The sequence below is a fragment of the Streptomyces sp. NPDC057307 genome, assembly GCF_042667665.1.
Taxonomy (GTDB): Bacteria; Actinomycetota; Actinomycetes; order Streptomycetales; family Streptomycetaceae; genus Streptomyces.
The window spans coordinates 1-16,933 of the sequence record NZ_JBHUZM010000042.1 but is presented as its reverse complement, the minus strand read 5'-3'; the positions used below and the strand labels follow the sequence as shown (position 1 = coordinate 16,933).

Below are 16,933 nucleotides of genomic sequence, written 5' to 3'. Positions count from 1 at the left end.
TCAGCCCTTGACCGCGCCGCTGGTCATGCCGCCGACGAGACGGCGCTGCACCAGCAGGAAGAAGACGAGTACGGGGATGGAGAAGATCGTGGAGGCCGCGATCATCGCGCCGTAGTCCACGCTCTCCGAGGTCTTGAACGACACGAGCCAGACCGGCAGCGTGTAGTTGTCCTGCGATTTCATGATCACGTAGGCGAAGATGTAGTCGTCCCACGCGTTGACGAAGGCGAAGATCGAGGTCGCCACGATGCCCGGCATCAGCAGGGGCAGCAGCACCCGTACGTACATCTGGAACCGCCCGCACCCGTCAACGAGCGCGGCCTCCTCCAGCTCGACGGGGACACCGTCCACGAACCCGCGCAGCGTCCAGATCGTGAACGGCAGCACGAAGGTCATGTACGTGAAGACCAGGCCGGGCAGGAAGTCCAGCCCGCCGACGGACCGGAGCATCAGATACACCGGGATGACCATGGCCGCCGCCGGGACCATCTGCACGAGCACCAGAATGGTCAGCACCGCCTTGCGGCCGGCGAACCGGAACCGCGCGATCGCGATCGCCGCGAACAGCGAGATGATCAGTGACAGGACGACCGAGGAGACCGTCACCGTCAGGGAGTTGCGGACGAAAATCCAGAAGCCGGGTTTGTCCAGCGCCCGGGTGAAGTTCTCCAGGCTGATCGGCCAGGGGATGAACTTCGGTACGGCGCTGAGGATGTCCGACCGCTGCTTGAGCGCGGTCGCCACCATCCAGTAGACGGGGAACACCATCACGGCGGAGACCGCCATCGCGATCGCGTTGTTGACGGTGCGCCGCCTGCGCGCGGGCGTGCGTGGTGACGTCTTGGTGGCGCTCATACGACATCTCCCTGCCGGGACAGCCTGCGTACGTAGGCGACGGAGAACAGGGCGAGGATCACCACGGTCACCACGGCGACCGACGCGCCGCTCCCGTACTCGTTACGGCTGAACGCGGTGATGTACGCGTACACGCCGAGCGTGGTGGTCGCCCCGTCGGGGCCGCCCTGGGTGAGCACCCAGATCGGGGTGAACGAGTTCACCGACCAGATCACTTCGAGGATGGTGAGGATCGCGAGGACGGGCCGCATGATCGGAATGGTGATGTGGCGGAACATCTGGAGCGTCCCCGCACCGTCGAGGCGGGCCGCCTCGTACAGGGACTCGGATATCTGGCCGCGCGCGGCGAACAGGGTCAGCGCCACGAACGGCAGGCCCTTCCAGACCGTCAGCAGGATGATCAGGCCCAGCGCCTGGGTGGGATGGGAGAACCAGTCGTAGACCGACATGTCCCCGAAGACCCGGAGCTGGGTGAGCAGCCAGTTGGCGACGCCGTACTGCGGCTGGAACATCCACTGCCAGACCAGGGTCGCCGCCACCATGGGCATCGCCCACACCAGCACCAGACACACGGTGGTGACGACGCGGGCCCACGGCGAGATCGTCATCAGCAGATGCGAGATCAGGAATCCCAGCACCATCAACAGCGTCACGCACACCAGCGTGAACACCACGGTGCGCAGCAGGACCGCCAGGAAGTCGGCGTCGGTGAAGATCCGGGTGAAGTTGTCCAGGCCGATGAAGTCCGACTTCCCGGTGAACAGCGACCGGGGGCCGAACTCCTGGGTCGACAGGGTCAGCAGCCGTACCAGGGGATAACCCTGGATCAGCAGGAGCGCGGCCAGCGCGGGGGCGAGCATCGCCCACGGCAGCATCCGGGTCCGGCGCGCCGGCCGGCGCCGGCCGGGTGGCCCGGTGCGGCGGTCCCGGTCCGGCGCGCGCACCGGACGGTGCTTCTCAGTGAGTGCCATCAGGCGTCCAGGGGTGTCAGTCGCTCAGCGAGTTGAAGGCGTCCGTCGCGTGCTTGTCGTACGCGGCCGACGACGAGCCGATGTCGGCACCGCTCGCGATCTTCGAGAAGAACTGTTCGTTGTAGCGCTCGGTCTCCAGCGTCGCCTCGCCGGGGCTGTTGGGCAGCGGTTGGCTCACCTTGCTGGCCTGCGAGGCGACGGTCAGCTGCTCGGGCACGCCGGCCGGGGTGAACGACGGGGAGATCGGCAGCAGGTTGAGCTTCAGCGCCATCTTCTGCTGGAACTTCTTTCCGGTGACGATCCGCAGCCAGTCCTCGGCGGCGTCCCGGTCGGGACTGCCCGCGGCGATGCCGATGGTCGACCCGGAGACGATCACGGGCATCGCGCTCGACTCTGTGTAGCCCGGCATGGCGAAGAAGCCGATGTTCTCCTTCATCTTCGGGTTCTTCTCGATGACGGCGGCCGGCTCCCACGCCTTGACGTACGCCATGGCGGCCTTGCCGTCGGCGAACAGCTGGTCCTGGTCGGGGCTGTCGGTGTTGACGCCGACGGACGACGGGGTGGAGCAGGTGTTCTGGAAGGACTTCCACGCCTTGAGGCCGGCCTGGTTCTCCGCCGACGACATCTCCGCCTGCCAGGTGCCGTCCTTCTGCGAGGCGATCTTGCCGCCCTTGGCGAAGAGGAAGGGCATGCCGTTGAACCAGTACTGGCCCGGCACGTAGAAGCCGGAGAAGTTGGCCGTGCCCTTGTTCGACTCGGCGAGGGTGCCGCAGTGCGCCTGGAGTTCGGCGAGGGTCTTCGGGGGTGAGCTGATGCCCGCGTCGGCGAACATCTTCTTGTTGTACATGACCACTTTGGTGCCGCCGTAGAGCGGCGTGGCGTACAGCTTGCCGTCGTACTCCGAGGGGCCGGAGAGACCGGTGAGCCAGTCGGCGGAGCCTTCGAAGGACTTCTTGCTCTCCGTGAGATCGGCGAGACCGCCGGAGTAGGTCTGCAGCGGGGTCTGGGTGTTGCCCATCTCCACGATGTCCGGCGGGTTGCCGCTGGCCAGTGCCGTGGTGATCTTGGTGGCGACGCCGTCCCACTGCTGTATCTCGATGTCCACCGCGATGTCCGGGTGGTCCTTCTTGAACTCGGCGGTCGCTTCCTTGATCAGCGGGTCCTCGCCCGGCCCGCCGGTCATCATCCAGATCGTCAGCTTGTTGTCGGAGTCGGCCTTCGCCACCCCGCCACCGCCGCACGCCGTCAGCGTGAGCGCGAGGACCGGAAGCGCCGCGAGTGCGCACCGGGTCCGTGATCGGTTCATCGTTGTCACCCTTCTGCCATCTGCTCGTCGTGCCTGGTGCGGGGGGTCTTGTCGTCCTGGTCGGACGTGGTGCCGGGGGCACCGGGGCCGGCCGTGGGGGCCGAGGGGGCCGTGGGGCAGTCCGCGAGACGGCGGACGACCAGTTCGCGGTCGACGGCCACGGAGGCCGCGTCGTCCGCGCTCACGCCCAGCGAGTCGTAGAGCCGGCCGAGCGAGGACGCCATCGAGCCGAGCAGGCCCGCCGAGTCCCCGAGGTCGGAGCTGCGCACCGCGCTGCGGACCCCGACCGTGTCGGCGACCTGGTCGCTGATGGCGGTCAGCCGCGCGCTGTCGAACGACTCCGAGAAGCCGCCGGTGAGGACGACGGTGCCGGGCTCGTACGCGAGCGCGACGACGGTGACCAGATGGGCCAGCGCGCCGTGCACCTCGGCCAGCAGCGGCGCGTACGCCTCCGGGTCCTCGAACAGGGCCCGCGCCGTGGGCACCTGGACCCCCTGGCCGCGGGCGTACGCCACCAGGTCGGCCCCGGACAGGAGGTCGCGCAGGCGTTCCTCGCGGCCGGGCAGGGGGAGCCGGCCGAACTCGCCGAGCAGGCCCGTCCTGCCGAGCAGGACCTGTCCGTCGATGGAGACGGCGGAACCGAGGCCGGTGCCCATGGCGAGCAGCACGGCGGTCTCCCGGTCCGGCAGCGAGCCGTACTGGAGTTCGCCCCGCAGGGCGAGGTTGGAGTCGTTGCCGACCGCCGTCTCGACGCCCAGCAGGGCGGAGACCCGCTCGATGAAGCCGGTGCCCTTGATCTGGCCGAGATTGTGCGACGCCACGACGGACCGTCCGTCGCCGGTGACGACACCCGGCAGGCCGATCGTGACGGTGTGCAGTGGGATGCCGTCGCCGTGGCGGTCGACCAGGTCGGTGACCCGGCCGGCCACCCAGGCGGCGAGTTCGTCCGCCGTCGCGTCGCGCGGCGTGGTGTCCCGGCTCCTGATGACGGCGCGGCCCAGCGCGTCCGCCACCACGACACGGCAGTTGGTGCCGCCGAGGTCGACTCCGCAGACGAGGGCGGAGCGGTGGTTGAAACTCACGGACGTCGACTGTCTGCCGGGGCCTTCCCGGAGCACTCGGAAACCCTCCAGGGCGAGGGATTCGGCCATCAGGTCGTCCACGATGCGGAACACCGTGGCCCGGCTGAGGCCGGTGTCCGCGATGAGCCGCTGACGGTCCGTGTCCGCGCCGGAGAGCAGGGCCGCGATCACGGCGCTGCGGTTGGAGGTGCGGGGGAGCGAGGTAGTTGCCACAATTCCTCTCACTCTGAGATTAATTCGATGGCGCTACTTTAAGCACAGGGCGGGGGTGAAAACCAGACATGCGGCGCATCACGTTCCGGTAAACGCGGGGCGGGCGGCCGGCGTCGCCGTCCCGACGTACGCTGGCGCGATGGCGGCGATCGAACTCGGGCACCCCGGGGCTGACTTCACGGCGGAACCATGCGAAACCGGCTGATCCCGGGCAGTGCCGGGCGGGTCCGTCCGCTGCGACTGCTCGGCGACCCGACCCTGCACAGCCCCTGCGGGCCCGTCACCGACTTCGGGCCGGAGCTGGCCCGACTGGTCGAGGATCTGTTCGCGACGATGTACCGGGCGAACGGGGTCGGTCTCGCGGCGAACCAGATCGGTGTGCCGCTACAGGTGTTCGTCTACGACTGCCCCGACGACGAGGACGTCCGCCACCTCGGGCATGTCGTCAATCCCCGGCTGGTGTCGGCGGACGGCGTCGCCGTACGGGGCGCCGAGGGGTGCCTCTCGCTGCCGGGTCTCGAAGCGGGCACGGAGCGGCTCGACCACGCGGTGGTGGAGGGCGTGACGGCGGACGGCGCGCCGGTACGGATCGACGGCACCGGATTCTTCGGGCGCTGTCTCCAGCACGAGTGCGACCATCTGGAGGGGCTGGTCTATCCGGACCGGCTGACGGGCCTTCGCCGGGCCAAGGTGCTGCGGGCGGCGCGGCGCGCGTCCTGGAGCTGAGCGCGCGGCCCCTCCGGACCGGCCCGGATCCCGCGTCAGAGCCCCGGACTGCCCGCCCGGTCGTCCACCAGCGACAGCCTGCCCCACAGCAGATCGGCCAGGCTGCTCGCCAACTGGGCGCGTGAGCAAGGGCGTTCACCGAGCCACCAGTCACCGGCCGCGTGCATCATGCCGACGATGCCATGGCCCCAGACGCGCGCCAACTGCGCGCTGTCGGGCCCGAGATCGACCCGTTCCTCGATGACGATGGCCAGTTCCTCGCCGAGCCGGCGCAACAGCGGGGCCGAGTGCCGGCCCACGTCGAAGCCCTGCTCGGGGAGTTGGGCGTCGGCGGTGGCGTCGGCCGGATGCATCAGGAACCGGTACACCTGGGGGCGCGCCTCGATCGCCGCGAGATAGGTGTCGAGCGTGGCCTCCACCCGCGCGCGGCGGTCGGCGGGCGCGTCGAGCGCCGCCTTCAACGCGCTGAGCAGCGCGTCCGTATGACGCTTCGCCAGGGCGCGGTAGAGCCCGCCCTTGTCGCCGAAGTGGCGGTAGAGGATCGGCTTGGTGATACCGGCCTCGGCCGCGATGGCGTTCATGGAGGCTTTCGGTCCGTCACGCAGCACGACCCGGTCGGCGGCCTCCAGGAGTTGGCGGCGCCGCTGATGCGCGGAGCGGTGCTGGTCGGTCTGCTGTGTGGTCCCCATGAGTGTCTCCCCGCCCGAGCGATTCCGTGACGCCCCGGCAACGTAACACCAAGCCCGCCGTCCTCGCGGATCAGCCCGCCGCAGGTTGACATCCTCTACTTGTCGGTAACAGACTGTTGTTACCGTAAGTAACAGCCGTGCTGGAGGAAGACGATGGCCGAGTTCAGCTTCGAACTCAACGACGACCAGAAGCAAGTACGCGACTGGCTCCACGGGTTCGCCGCCGACGTCGTCCGCCCGGCGGCCGCCGAGTGGGACGAGCGCGAGGAGACTCCGTGGCCCGTCATCCAGGAAGCCGCCAAGGTCGGTGTCTATTCCCTCGACTTCTACGCACAGCAGTACTTCGACCCCACGGGCCTCTCCATCCCCATGGTGATGGAGGAACTGTTCTGGGGTGACGCGGGCATCGGCCTGTCGATCGTCGGCACCGGACTCGCCGCCGTCGGCGTCCTCGCCAACGGCACGGACGAGCAGATCGGCACCTGGATACCGCAGATGTACGGCGACGTGCACGACGTGAAGGTCGCCGCGTTCTGCTCCTCCGAGCCCGACGCCGGATCGGACGTCGCGGCCATGCGCACCCGCGCGGTCTACGACGAGGCGAAGGACGAATGGGTGCTGAACGGCACCAAGACCTGGGCGACCAACGGCGGCATCGCCAACGTCCACGTCGTGGTCGCCGTCGTCGATCCCGAGGCCGGCTCCAAGGGCCACGCCTCGTTCATCGTGCCGCCCGCCACGCCCGGCCTCTCCCAGGGCCAGAAGTTCAAGAAGCACGGCATCCGCGCGTCGCACACGGCCGAAGTGGTCCTGGAGGACGTACGCGTCCCCGGCCACTGCCTGCTCGGCGGCAAGGAGAAGCTGGACGAGCGGCTGGCCCGCGCCCGCGAGGCCAAAGCGACCAAGGGGGCCGGCGGCGAGCGCGTGAAGAACGCGGCCATGGCGACCTTCGAGGCGTCACGCCCCGCGGTCGGCGCCATGGCCGTGGGCACGGCCCGCGCCGCGTACGAGGTGGCACTCGACTACGCCAGGACCCGCACCCAGTTCGGCCGCCCGATCATCGACAACCAGGGCATCGCCTTCCAGCTCGTCGACATGCGTACCCGCGTCGACGCGGCCCGGCTGCTCGTGTGGCGCGCCTCCTGGATGGCGGCCACGGGCAAGCCCTTCACCGCGGCCGAGGGCTCCATGTCGAAGCTGTACGCGAGCGAGACGGCCAAACAGGTCACGGCGCAGGCGATCCAGATCCTCGGCGGCAACGGCTTCACCCGGGAGTACCCGGTGGAACGGATGCACCGCGACAGCGCGATCTACACGATCTTCGAAGGCACGAGCGAGATCCAGCGCCTGGTCATCGCCCGGACGCTGTCGGGGATGCCGATCCGCTAGGGCCTGTCGTTTGGATCAGGCCGGATCAGGGAGCGGGGTCTGGTGCGTGCGATTCCAAGGCGGAGAAGGGAGGCATGGCGGAGCCATGCCGACCGACGACAACGCGGGAAGCGCGCGTGCCAGGGACCGCGAGCCCGGCAAGATCCGAACGACAGGCCCTAGGTCCGCCGGACAGCCCGGGCGGCACCTCACTCGCAGGCCACGCCGTCCCCGTCGCGGTCCAGGTGTGAGCCGTAGCCCGGGTCGCCCGAGCGGATCGGGGCGGCGCCCGCGGCGCGGACGGCCGTGCAGTTGGCGTAGTACGTGGAGTCGCCTCCGGAGCCGCCCGACCCCCCGGTGTCGCCGTTGTCGTCGGCGGCCGGCGCGACCGTCACCCTGACGGTCTTCGTCTTGGTCACCGTGGGCGCCGGCTTCGGGTCGGCCGTCACCGTCTCGGTCACCGCCGGTTCGGGGGAGGCGGTCACCGTGGCGGTCGCGGTCGCCGTCGCTCCCGGCTTCGCGTCGGCCGCGTTCTGCGTCCCCGCCGTGTCGTCCCCCTGGCCGATGACGACGCCCAGGAGGAACAGCACCGCCACGGACGGCAGGAGTACCCGCTTGCGCGTCCACTTCGGACGGCCCGGCGGCGGCGCCGGCGGGCCGACGTAGGGGTTCGGGCCGGGCGCGGCAGGTGGCGAAAAGCTCATGTGTCCCCCAAGGGCTGCTTCGTGAGGGGATGACCGTAACGGCGTGACTCGCCCCCTTGTACGACCCTCGTTCCGGTTGTGGCGCAACTGTGATGAAGACGTGAATGCATGGTGGATGCACCGGTGTCAAGAATTCGCGCTACGCGGGGAGTTGGGCCTCGATCGCCGTGATGACCTCCGGGGCCTCCGGCTCCGTACGGGGGCGGATGCGGCCCACGACCTCGCCGTCGGGGGAGATCAGGAACTTCTCGAAGTTCCACTGCACGTCGCCCGCCTCGCCCTCGGCGTCGGCCTTCTCCGTCAGCGCCCGGTACAGCGGGTGCCGGTTCTCGCCGTTGACCTCGGACTTCTCCAGCAGCGGGAAGCTCACGCCGTACGTCGTCGAGCAGAACGTCTCGATCTCCTCGGCGCTGCCCGGCTCCTGGCCCGCGAACTGGTTGCAGGGCACGCCCACGACCGTCAGGCCCCGGTCGCCGTACGTCTGCTGGAGCCGCTCCAGGCCCGCGTACTGCGGGGTGAGGCCGCACTTCGACGCGACGTTCACCACCAGCACCGCCCGGCCCTTGTACGCGGCCAGGGACGTGGCCTCACCGGTCAGGGTGCGCAGCGGGATGTCGTACAGAGTCATCAAGGTCTCCTCGGAAGCAGTCGGTCCCGTTATCCCGTCCATTGTCGCGCTTCAGCCGGCGAGCTTGCGGAACAGCCCCTCCTGGACGACCGAGACCAGCAGCCGGCCCGAGCGGTCGTAGATACGGCCCCGGGCCAGACCCCGCCCGCCGGTCGCGATCGGCGACTCCTGGTCGTACAGGAACCACTCGTCCGCGCGGAACGGCCGGTGGAACCACATCGCGTGGTCCAGCGACGCCATGTCGTACCCGCGCGGCCCCCACAGCGGCTCGACCGGGATACGGACCGCGTCCAGCAGCGTCATGTCGCTCGCGTACGTCAGCGCGCACGTGTGCACCAGCGGGTCGTCGCCCAGCGGACCCACCGCGCGCATCCACACCGCGCTGCGCGGATCGGCGTCCCTGACCTCCTCCGGCGTCCAGCGCAGCCGGTCCGCGTAGCGGATGTCGAACGGCTGGCGGCGCGCCATCCGCTGGTACGCCTCGGGCAGCTCGCCCAAGTGCTCACGGACCTCGTCCACCACCGTCGGCAGCGACTCGGGGTCCGGGAAGTCGAGACGCGGCGGCAACTGGTGCTCGAAGCCGCCCTCCTCCGCGTGGTGGAAGGACGCCGTCAGATTGAAGATCGTCCGGCCCTCCTGCACCGCCGTGACCCGGCGCGTCGTGAACGACCGGCCGTCCCGCACCCGCTCGACCTGATAGACGATCGGCACGCCCGGCCGGCCGGGGCGCAGGAAGTAGGCGTGCAGCGAGTTGACCGGGCGGTCGCCGTCCGTGGTGCGCCCGGCCGCCACCAGGGCCTGGCCGGCGACCTGGCCGCCGAAGACCCGCTGCAGCGACTCGTCCGGGCTCCGCCCGCGGAAGATGTTGACCTCGATCCGCTCAAGATCGAGCAGATCGACCAGCCGCTCGGCGGGATTCGTCGTCATCGTTCTCGTTCTCCAGTGTTCTCAAGTGCCGGGGAAGGGGCTCAGCCGGCGGACAGCTGGCCCACGGAGGTCACGCGGACCACGGCCCGGCCCTCCTCGTCGGACGCGGCGAGGTCGACCTCCGCGCTGATGCCCCAGTCGTGGTCGCCGTTCGGATCGGCGAACGACTGCCGGACCCGCCACAGGCCGTGCTCCGGGTCCTCCTCGATACCGAGCAGCTTCGGGCCGCGCGCGTCGGGACCGGTGCCCAGCTCGTCGTACTCGTCCCAGTACCCGTCCATCGCCTCGCCCCAGGCGTCCGCGTCCCAGCCCGACTCGGCGTCCAGCTCGCCCAGTTCGTAGGTCTTGTCGAGGGCCGCCAGCTCGACCCGGCGGAACATCGCGTTGCGCACCAGCACCCGGAACGCGCGCCCGTTGGCGGTGACCGGCTTGACCTGGTCGGCCTTCTCCTGCGCCTGTTCGGCCGTCTCCACCTCCGGGTTGGCCAGTTGCTCCCACTCGTCGAGGAGGCTGGAGTCGACCTGCCGCACCATCTCGCCGAGCCAGGCGATCAGGTCCTCCAGGTCCTCCGACTTCAGATCGTCGGGGATGGTGTGCTCGAACGCCTTGTACGCGCCCGCGAGATAGCGCAGCACGATGCCCTCGGTGCGCGCCAGTTCGTAGTGGGACGTGAACTCCGTGAAGGTCATGGCCCGTTCGTACATGTCACGGATGACGGACTTCGGCGACACCGGGTGGTCGCCGACCCACGGATGGCTGGTGCGGTAGACCTCGTACGCGTGCCACAGCAGTTCCTCCAGCGGCTTCGGGTACGTGAACTCCTGCAGCCGCTCCATCCGTTCCTCGTACTCGACCCCGTCGGCCTTCATCTGGCCGATCGCCTCGCCGCGCGCCTTGTTCTGCTGCGCGGCGAGGATCTGCCGGGGATCGTCCAGCGTCGACTCGACGACGGAGACCATGTCCAGCGCGTACGAGGGCGAGCCCGGGTCCAGCAGTTCGAACGCGGCCAGCGCGAAGGTCGACAGCGGCTGGTTGAGCGCGAAGTTCTGCTGGAGGTCGACGGTGAGCCGGATGATGCGGCCCTCGGCGTCCGGGGTCTCCAGGCGCTCCACCACGCCGCCGTCCAGCAGCGACCGGTAGATGGCGATCGCGCGCCTGATGTGCCGCAGCTGCTGCTTGCGCGGCTCGTGGTTGTCCTCCAGGAGATGGCGCATCGCCTCGAAGGCGTTGCCGGGCCGCGCGATGACCGACAGCAGCATGGTGTGGGTGACCCGGAAGCGGGAGGTCAGGGGCTCGGGGTCGGAGCCGATCAGTTTGTCGAACGTCGTCTCCGACCAGGCGACGAAGCCCTCCGGGGCCTTCTTGCGGACCACCTTGCGGCGCTTCTTCGGGTCGTCGCCCGCCTTGGCGAGCGCCTTCTCGTTCTCCACGACATGCTCGGGCGCCTGCGCGACGACGAAGCCCGCCGTGTCGAAACCGGCCCGGCCGGCCCGGCCCGCGATCTGGTGGAACTCACGGGCGCGCAGCGTGCGTACGCGGGTGCCGTCGTACTTGGTGAGGGCGGTGAACAGCACCGTACGGATGGGGACGTTGACGCCGACGCCGAGCGTGTCCGTACCGCAGATCACCTTCAACAGACCGGCCTGCGCCAGCTTTTCGACGAGACGGCGGTACTTCGGCAGCATCCCCGCGTGGTGCACCCCGATGCCGTGGCGCACGTAACGGGAGAGATTGCGGCCGAACTTGGTGGTGAAGCGGAAGTTGCCGATCAGATCGGCGATCCGGTCCTTCTCCTCGCGTGTGCACATGTTGATGCTCATCAGCGACTGCGCGCGCTCGACGGCCGCCGCCTGGGTGAAGTGCACGATGTAGACCGGCGCCTGACGGGTCTCCAGCAGTTCGGTCAGCGTCTCGGTGATCGGGGTGAGGCGGTACTCGTAACTCAGCGGCACCGGGCGGGTCGCGGAGCGGACGACGGAGGTGGGCCGGCCCGTACGGCGGGTCAGGTCCTCCTCGAACCGCGACATGTCGCCGAGCGTCGCCGACATCAGGATGAACTGCGCCTGCGGCAGCTCCAGGATCGGGATCTGCCAGGCCCAGCCGCGGTCAGGCTCCGCGTAGAAGTGGAACTCGTCCATCACGACCTGGCCGATGTCGGCGTGCTTGCCGTCGCGCAGGGCGATCGACGCCAGCACCTCCGCCGTGCAGCAGATGACCGGCGCGTCGGCGTTCACGGACGCGTCGCCCGTCAGCATGCCGACGTTCTCCGTACCGAAGAGCTTGCACAGGTCGAAGAACTTCTCCGACACCAGCGCCTTGATCGGGGCGCTGTAGAAGGTGACCTTGTCCTGGGCCAGCGCCGTGAAGTGCGCACCCGCCGCGATCAGGCTCTTCCCGGAGCCGGTGGGGGTGGAGACGATCACGTTGGCCCCGGAGACCACCTCGATCAGCGCCTCCTCCTGAGCCGGATAGAGCGTGATGCCCTCGCCCTCGGCCCATGACGAGAAGGCCTCGAAGAGGGCATCGGGGTCGGCGTCCTTCGGGAGCTGATCAATAAGGGTCACACCCCCATCTTGCCTGCCTTCGGCCCCGATGAGGGAACCGGAGGACGGGCCGAAGATCACGGGCGATACGCTGCCCTGTCAACTGGGCCTTTCCGCAACGGCGGTGGGCCCTTCAGCACGCATCACCACAGCGACGACGGGGCGGGGATCGACCATGCGGGGACGACCATGATGGGACCGGCGCACTCGCTGTCGGGCGCGGCGGCCTGGCTGGGGGTGGGAGCCGCCGCGGCGGCGGCCGACCGCACCATGCCCTGGCCGGTGCTGGTCGTGGGCGCGCTGATCTGCGCGGGGGCGGCGCTCGCCCCCGACCTGGACCACAAGTCGGCGACGATCTCGCGGGCGTTCGGGCCGGTGTCCAAGGCGCTGTGCGGCATCGTCGACAAGCTGTCGTTCGCCGTCTACAAGGCGACGAGGAAACCTGCCGACGCCCGGCGGACCGGTGGCCACCGCACCCTCACGCACACCTGGCTCTGGGCCGTCATGATCGGCGGCGGGGCCTCCGCGCTCGCGGTCCTCGGTGGCCGGTGGGCGGTGCTCGCGCTGCTGTTCGTCCATATGGTGCTCGCCGTCGAAGGGCTGCTGTGGCGGGCGGCGCGGGTGTCGAGCGACGTACTCGTGTGGCTGCTCGGCGCGACGAGCGCGTGGATCCTGGCCGGCGTGCTGGACAAGCCCGGCAACGGCTCGGACTGGCTGTTCACCGCGCCCGGTCAGGAGTATCTGTGGCTGGGGCTGCCGATCGTCCTCGGTTCGCTGGTGCACTGCGTCGGGGACGCGCTGACGGTGTCGGGCTGCCCGATCCTGTGGCCGATCCCGGTGGGGCGCAAGCGCTGGTACCCGATCGGGCCGCCGAAGGCGATCCGGTTCAGGGCCGGGAGCTGGGTGGAGCTGAAGGTGCTGATGCCGGTGTTCATGCTGCTCGGCGGGGTGGGAGCCGCGGCGGCGCTGAACGTGATCTGAGCGCCTGCCCCCCTGCCCCCGACCTCGAAGAAGCGCGCGGGCGCCACCGGACGCGGAGACGGCGCACGACGACGTCGGCCACCGCCTCGGCGTGGCGGCGTGAATCGTCCTCCGTCGGGGGGCGCCGAGGAGCGCGGCCCCGACGGGGCCCGCCCCCGCCCGATCCGGGCTCCGGCCCCGCCCCCGATCCGCGCCTCAGCCGTGCCAGGAGCGCCACAGCGCCGCGTACGCGCCGTCCGCCGCCACCAGTTCGTCGTGGCTGCCCAGCTCGCTGATCCGGCCCTCCTCCACCACCGCGATCACGTCCGCGTCGTGCGCGGTGTGCAGCCGGTGCGCGATGGCCACGACCGTACGGCCGTCCAAAACCTTCGCCAGCGACCGCTCCAGATGACGCGCGGCGCGCGGATCGAGCAGCGACGTCGCCTCGTCCAGGACCAGCGTGTGCGGGTCCGCCAGCACCAGCCGCGCCAGCGCGATCTGCTGCGCCTGCGCGGGCGTGAGCGTCGTACCGCCGGAGCCGACCTCGGTGTCGAGTCCGCCGTCGAGCGCGCGGGCCCAGCCGTCCGCGTCGACCGCGCCCAGCGCCGCCCACAGCTCGGCGTCCGCCGCGTCCGCGCGGGCCAGCCGCAGATTGTCGCGCATCGACCCCACGAAGACGTGGTGCTCCTGGTTGACCAGGGCGACATGGCCGCGCACCCGCTCCGCGGGCATCCGCGACAGCTCGGCCTCGCCGAGCGTGATCCGGCCCGTCCGCGGGGCGTAGATCCCCGCCAGCAGCCGCCCCAGAGTCGACTTGCCCGCCCCGGACGGTCCGACCAGCGCGACGCGGGTGCCGGGGGCGACGTCCAGCGTCACCTCGTGAAGGACGTCGACGCCCTCGCGGTAACCGAAGTTGACCCGGTCGGCGCTGACGTCCCTGCCGTCCGGTACGACCTTCTCGTCACCGTCGTCCGGCTCGATCTCGCGTACGCCGACGAGGCGGGCGAGCGACACCTGTGCCACCTGCAACTCGTCGTACCAGCGCAGGATGAGACCGACCGGGTCGACCAGCATCTGCGCGAACAGCGCACCGGTCGTCAGCTGTCCGACCGTGATCCAGCCCTGCAGTACGAAGACACCGCCGCCCACCAGCGTCGCCAGGAAGATCGTGACATGGGTGAGGTTGATGACCGGGAACAGCACCGACCGCAGCCAGAGGTTGTACCGCTCCCACGCCGTCCACTCCTTGATACGCCGGTCGGACAGCGCCACCCGGCGGCGGCCGAGGCGGTGCGCCTCGACGGTCCGCCCGGCGTCGATCGTCTCGGCGAGCACGGCGGCGACCGCCGCGTAACCCGCGGCCTCGGAGCGGTACGCCGACGGCGCCCGCCTGAAGTACCAGCGGCAGCCCACGACCAGCAGCGGCAGCGCCACCACCACCGCGAGCGCCAGCGGCGGCGCGGTGACCGCCAGCGCGCCGATCAGCAGTCCCGCCCACACCACGCCGATCGCCAGCTGGGGCACGGCCTCGCGCATCGCGTTGGCCAGCCGGTCGATGTCCGTGGTGATCCGGGACAGCAGGTCGCCGGTCCCGGCGCGCTCAAGGACGCCGGGGGGCAGCCGTACCGACCGTACGAGGAAGTCCTCGCGCAGGTCCGCCAGCATCTCCTCGCCGAGCATCGCGGCACGCAGCCGCATCATCCGGGTGAAGACGGTCTGGACGATCAGCGCGCCCGCGAAGATGACCGCGGTGCGCTCCAGATGCAGCTCCTTGGCCCCCTTCGCGCCCTCGGACAGGTCCTCGACGACGCCGCCGAGCAGATACGGCCCCGCCATGGACGCGATCACCGCGACCGCGTTGACCGCGATGAGCAGGCCGAACGCCTTGCGATGGCGCCGCAGCAGCTCCACGACATAGCTCCGCACCGTCGCCGGGCGGGCGACGGGCAGGGTCGTGGCCGACTCCGGTGCCGACGGGTCGTACTCCGGTGGTGCCACGCCGATCATGCGGATTCCTCGATCTCTGCCAGCTGTTCCCGTGTCGCGAGCGGTGTCGGCACGAGGCCGCCACCCGTCCCGTCCTGGTTCTCCGTCTCGTCGTCCGTCTGCCGGGTGACGACATTCAGATAGCGCGGGTCGTCCCGCAGCAGCTCCCGGTGTCCCCCCGTCGCCGCGACCTTCCCGTCGTGGACGAACACCACGGTGTCCGCGCGGTCGAGCAGCAGCGGCGACGAGGCGAACACGACCGTCGTACGACCGCTGCGCAGCCGCCGGACACCTTCCGCGATCCGCGCCTCCGTGTGCGAGTCCACGGCCGACGTGGGCTCGTCCAGGACCAGCACCTCCGGGTCGGCGACCAGCGAGCGGGCCAGCGCGAGCCGTTGGCGCTGCCCGCCGGAGAGCGACCGGCCGCGCTCGGTGATGCGCGAGCGCAGCGGGTCGCCGGTGCCGTCCACCGACGCCTGGCCGAGCGCGGCCAGCACGTCGTCGCACTGCGCGGCGTCCAGGGCGTCCTTCGGCTCCACGGCCCCGGACGCGGGCACGTCCAGCAGCTCGGTGAGGGTGCCGGACAGCAGCACCGGATCCTTGTCCTGTACGAGGACGGAGGCGCGCGCCGCGTCCAGCGGGAGGTCGTCGAGCGCCACCGAACCCAGCAGTACGGACGGGCTCTTCTCGTCCTCCGCCGCGTGTCCGCCCAGCCGTTCGGCCAGCCGTCCGGCCGCGTCGGGGTCGCCGCACACGACGGCGGTCAGCCGCCCGGCGCGGGCGAGCATGCCGGTGGCCGGGTCGTAGAGGTCACCGGTGGGCCGGGCGTCATCGAGACCGCCGCGCTCGTCCTCGTAGGAGGTCCGCTCCAGCCGCAGCACACGGGCCGCGCGCGTCGCCGAGGGACGCGAGAAGGAGTACGCCATGGCGATCTCCTCGAAGTGCCGGAGCGGGAAGAGCAGCAGTGTGACCGCGCTGTACACGGTGACCAGCTCGCCGACCGAGATCCGGCCGTCGCCCGCGAGGAGCGCGCCGTACCAGACCACCGTGATCAGCAGCACGCCCGGCAGGAAGACCTGGATCGCCGAGATCAGCGCCCACATACGGGCGCTGCGGACGGCCGCCTCGCGGACCTCCTGCGACGCTTCCCGGTAGCGCGTGAGGAACAGCTCCTCGCCGCCGATGCCGCGCAGCACCCGCAGTCCGGCCACCGTGTCGGCGGCCAGCTCGGTGGCCCGGCCCGCCTTGTCGCGCTGGACGTCGGCGCGCCGGGTGGCGCGGGGGAGCAGCGGCAGTACGGCGAGGGCCAGCACCGGCATCCCGATGGCCACGACCGCGCCGATCGACGGCAGATACAGCACGAGGCCGACGCAGACCACGACGATCGCGACGGCGGCCGCCAGGAAGCGCGACAGCGCCTCGACGAACCAGCCGATCTTCTCGACGTCCCCCGTCGACACGGCGACCACCTCGCCGGCCGCGACCCGGCGGGTCAGCGCCGAACCCAGTTCGGCGGTCTTGCGGGACAGCAACTGCTGGACGCGGGACGCCGCGGTGATCCAGTTGGTGACCGCCGCGCGGTGCAGCATCGTGTCGCCGACGGTGATCGCGGCGCCGAAGAGGGCGATGACGACCCCGGCCAGCGCGAGCCGCGCGCCCGAGCGGTCCACCACGGCCTGTACGGCGAGTCCGGCACCCAGCGGCAGCCCGGCGACGCCCAGTTGGTGCAGCAGTCCCCAGGAGAGCGATTTGAGCTGGCCACGCAGCTGATTGCGCCCGAGCCAGTACAGGAAACGCGGTCCTGACCGGGCATCGGGTGTCCCGGGATCGGGATACGGAAGATCGCGAATCTGCATGACGTCCCAGTGAGTCGTGGATGGCCCAAACCGTGCAAGGTTGTCCCTCGGGGACGGTCCGGGGCAATCGATTATTCGCTTCTCGGCCACGTGGGAGTGAAACGCGACGGGGCCCGGCC

The 16,933-nt window shown here is 70.4% G+C and carries 14 protein-coding genes; 3 read left to right on the top strand and 11 right to left on the bottom strand.

What is annotated here, in order from left to right; translation table 11 throughout:
* Genes ACFUN8_RS17375 through ACFUN8_RS17360 form a run of 4 tightly spaced genes read right to left on the bottom strand, consistent with a single transcriptional unit; the run spans position 1 to position 4,427 of the window.
* Positions 1-855 carry a carbohydrate ABC transporter permease gene (locus tag ACFUN8_RS17375; protein WP_383637643.1) on the bottom strand — a complete coding sequence of 285 codons (855 nt, stop codon included), beginning with the start codon at positions 853-855 and terminating at the stop codon, positions 1-3.
* A complete protein-coding gene (locus tag ACFUN8_RS17370) occupies positions 852-1,826 on the bottom strand; it encodes a carbohydrate ABC transporter permease (RefSeq protein ID WP_383637640.1) in 975 nt (324 codons plus the stop codon). Before ACFUN8_RS17370 ends, ACFUN8_RS17375 begins: the two co-directional genes overlap by 4 nt.
* A 16-nt stretch (positions 1,827-1,842) precedes the next feature.
* The gene (locus ACFUN8_RS17365; protein ID WP_383637637.1) at positions 1,843-3,132 is read right to left on the bottom strand and encodes an extracellular solute-binding protein; all 1,290 of its coding nucleotides are present in this window, start codon (positions 3,130-3,132) and stop codon (positions 1,843-1,845) included.
* A gap of 5 nt (positions 3,133-3,137) precedes the next feature.
* Positions 3,138-4,427 (bottom strand): ROK family protein, encoded by a 1,290-nt coding sequence (locus ACFUN8_RS17360; protein WP_383637634.1) that lies wholly within the window; start codon positions 4,425-4,427, stop codon positions 3,138-3,140.
* A gap of 189 nt (positions 4,428-4,616) precedes the next feature.
* Between ACFUN8_RS17360 and def the strand changes: the two genes are divergently transcribed.
* The gene (gene def, locus ACFUN8_RS17355) at positions 4,617-5,153 is read left to right on the top strand and encodes a peptide deformylase (RefSeq protein ID WP_383637631.1); all 537 of its coding nucleotides are present in this window, start codon (positions 4,617-4,619) and stop codon (positions 5,151-5,153) included.
* Between the two features lie 35 nt (positions 5,154-5,188).
* Here def and ACFUN8_RS17350 read toward each other — a convergent pair whose 3' ends face one another.
* A complete protein-coding gene (locus tag ACFUN8_RS17350; RefSeq protein ID WP_383637628.1) occupies positions 5,189-5,842 on the bottom strand; it encodes a TetR family transcriptional regulator in 654 nt (217 codons plus the stop codon).
* Positions 5,843-5,995: 153 nt separating this feature from the next.
* On the opposite strand from ACFUN8_RS17350, the gene ACFUN8_RS17345 reads away from it, so the two are divergent.
* Entirely contained in the window at positions 5,996-7,231 is a 1,236-nt protein-coding gene (locus ACFUN8_RS17345) for an acyl-CoA dehydrogenase family protein (protein WP_383637625.1), read from the top strand.
* Positions 7,232-7,419: 188 nt separating this feature from the next.
* Here ACFUN8_RS17345 and ACFUN8_RS17340 read toward each other — a convergent pair whose 3' ends face one another.
* From ACFUN8_RS17340 to ACFUN8_RS17325, 4 genes are all read right to left on the bottom strand, one after another.
* The gene (locus ACFUN8_RS17340) at positions 7,420-7,914 is read right to left on the bottom strand and encodes an excalibur calcium-binding domain-containing protein (RefSeq protein WP_383637622.1); all 495 of its coding nucleotides are present in this window, start codon (positions 7,912-7,914) and stop codon (positions 7,420-7,422) included.
* A gap of 139 nt (positions 7,915-8,053) precedes the next feature.
* Positions 8,054-8,542, bottom strand: coding sequence for a glutathione peroxidase (locus ACFUN8_RS17335; protein ID WP_383637619.1), 489 nt, complete (start codon positions 8,540-8,542; stop codon positions 8,054-8,056).
* A 51-nt stretch (positions 8,543-8,593) separates the two neighbouring features.
* Positions 8,594-9,469 (bottom strand): acyl-CoA thioesterase, encoded by an 876-nt coding sequence (locus ACFUN8_RS17330; RefSeq protein WP_383637616.1) that lies wholly within the window; start codon positions 9,467-9,469, stop codon positions 8,594-8,596.
* Between the two features lie 41 nt (positions 9,470-9,510).
* Positions 9,511-12,033: a DEAD/DEAH box helicase gene (locus ACFUN8_RS17325; RefSeq protein ID WP_383637614.1), complete on the bottom strand. Its 2,523-nt coding sequence runs from the start codon at positions 12,031-12,033 to the stop codon at positions 9,511-9,513.
* 168 nt (positions 12,034-12,201) lie between these two features.
* Between ACFUN8_RS17325 and ACFUN8_RS17320 the strand changes: the two genes are divergently transcribed.
* Positions 12,202-12,993, top strand: a complete 792-nt coding sequence (locus ACFUN8_RS17320; RefSeq protein ID WP_383637611.1) for a metal-dependent hydrolase — start codon at positions 12,202-12,204, stop codon at positions 12,991-12,993.
* A 195-nt stretch (positions 12,994-13,188) separates the two neighbouring features.
* Here ACFUN8_RS17320 and ACFUN8_RS17315 read toward each other — a convergent pair whose 3' ends face one another.
* Together ACFUN8_RS17315 and ACFUN8_RS17310 are read right to left on the bottom strand one after the other, a co-directional pair.
* On the bottom strand, positions 13,189-14,979 hold the full coding sequence (locus tag ACFUN8_RS17315; RefSeq protein ID WP_383637608.1) for an ABC transporter ATP-binding protein: 1,791 nt from the start codon (positions 14,977-14,979) through the stop codon (positions 13,189-13,191).
* Positions 14,976-16,814: an ABC transporter transmembrane domain-containing protein gene (locus tag ACFUN8_RS17310; protein ID WP_383637606.1), complete on the bottom strand. Its 1,839-nt coding sequence runs from the start codon at positions 16,812-16,814 to the stop codon at positions 14,976-14,978. The genes ACFUN8_RS17315 and ACFUN8_RS17310 overlap by 4 nt, the downstream gene beginning before the upstream one ends.
* Positions 16,815-16,933: the final 119 nt, after the last annotated feature.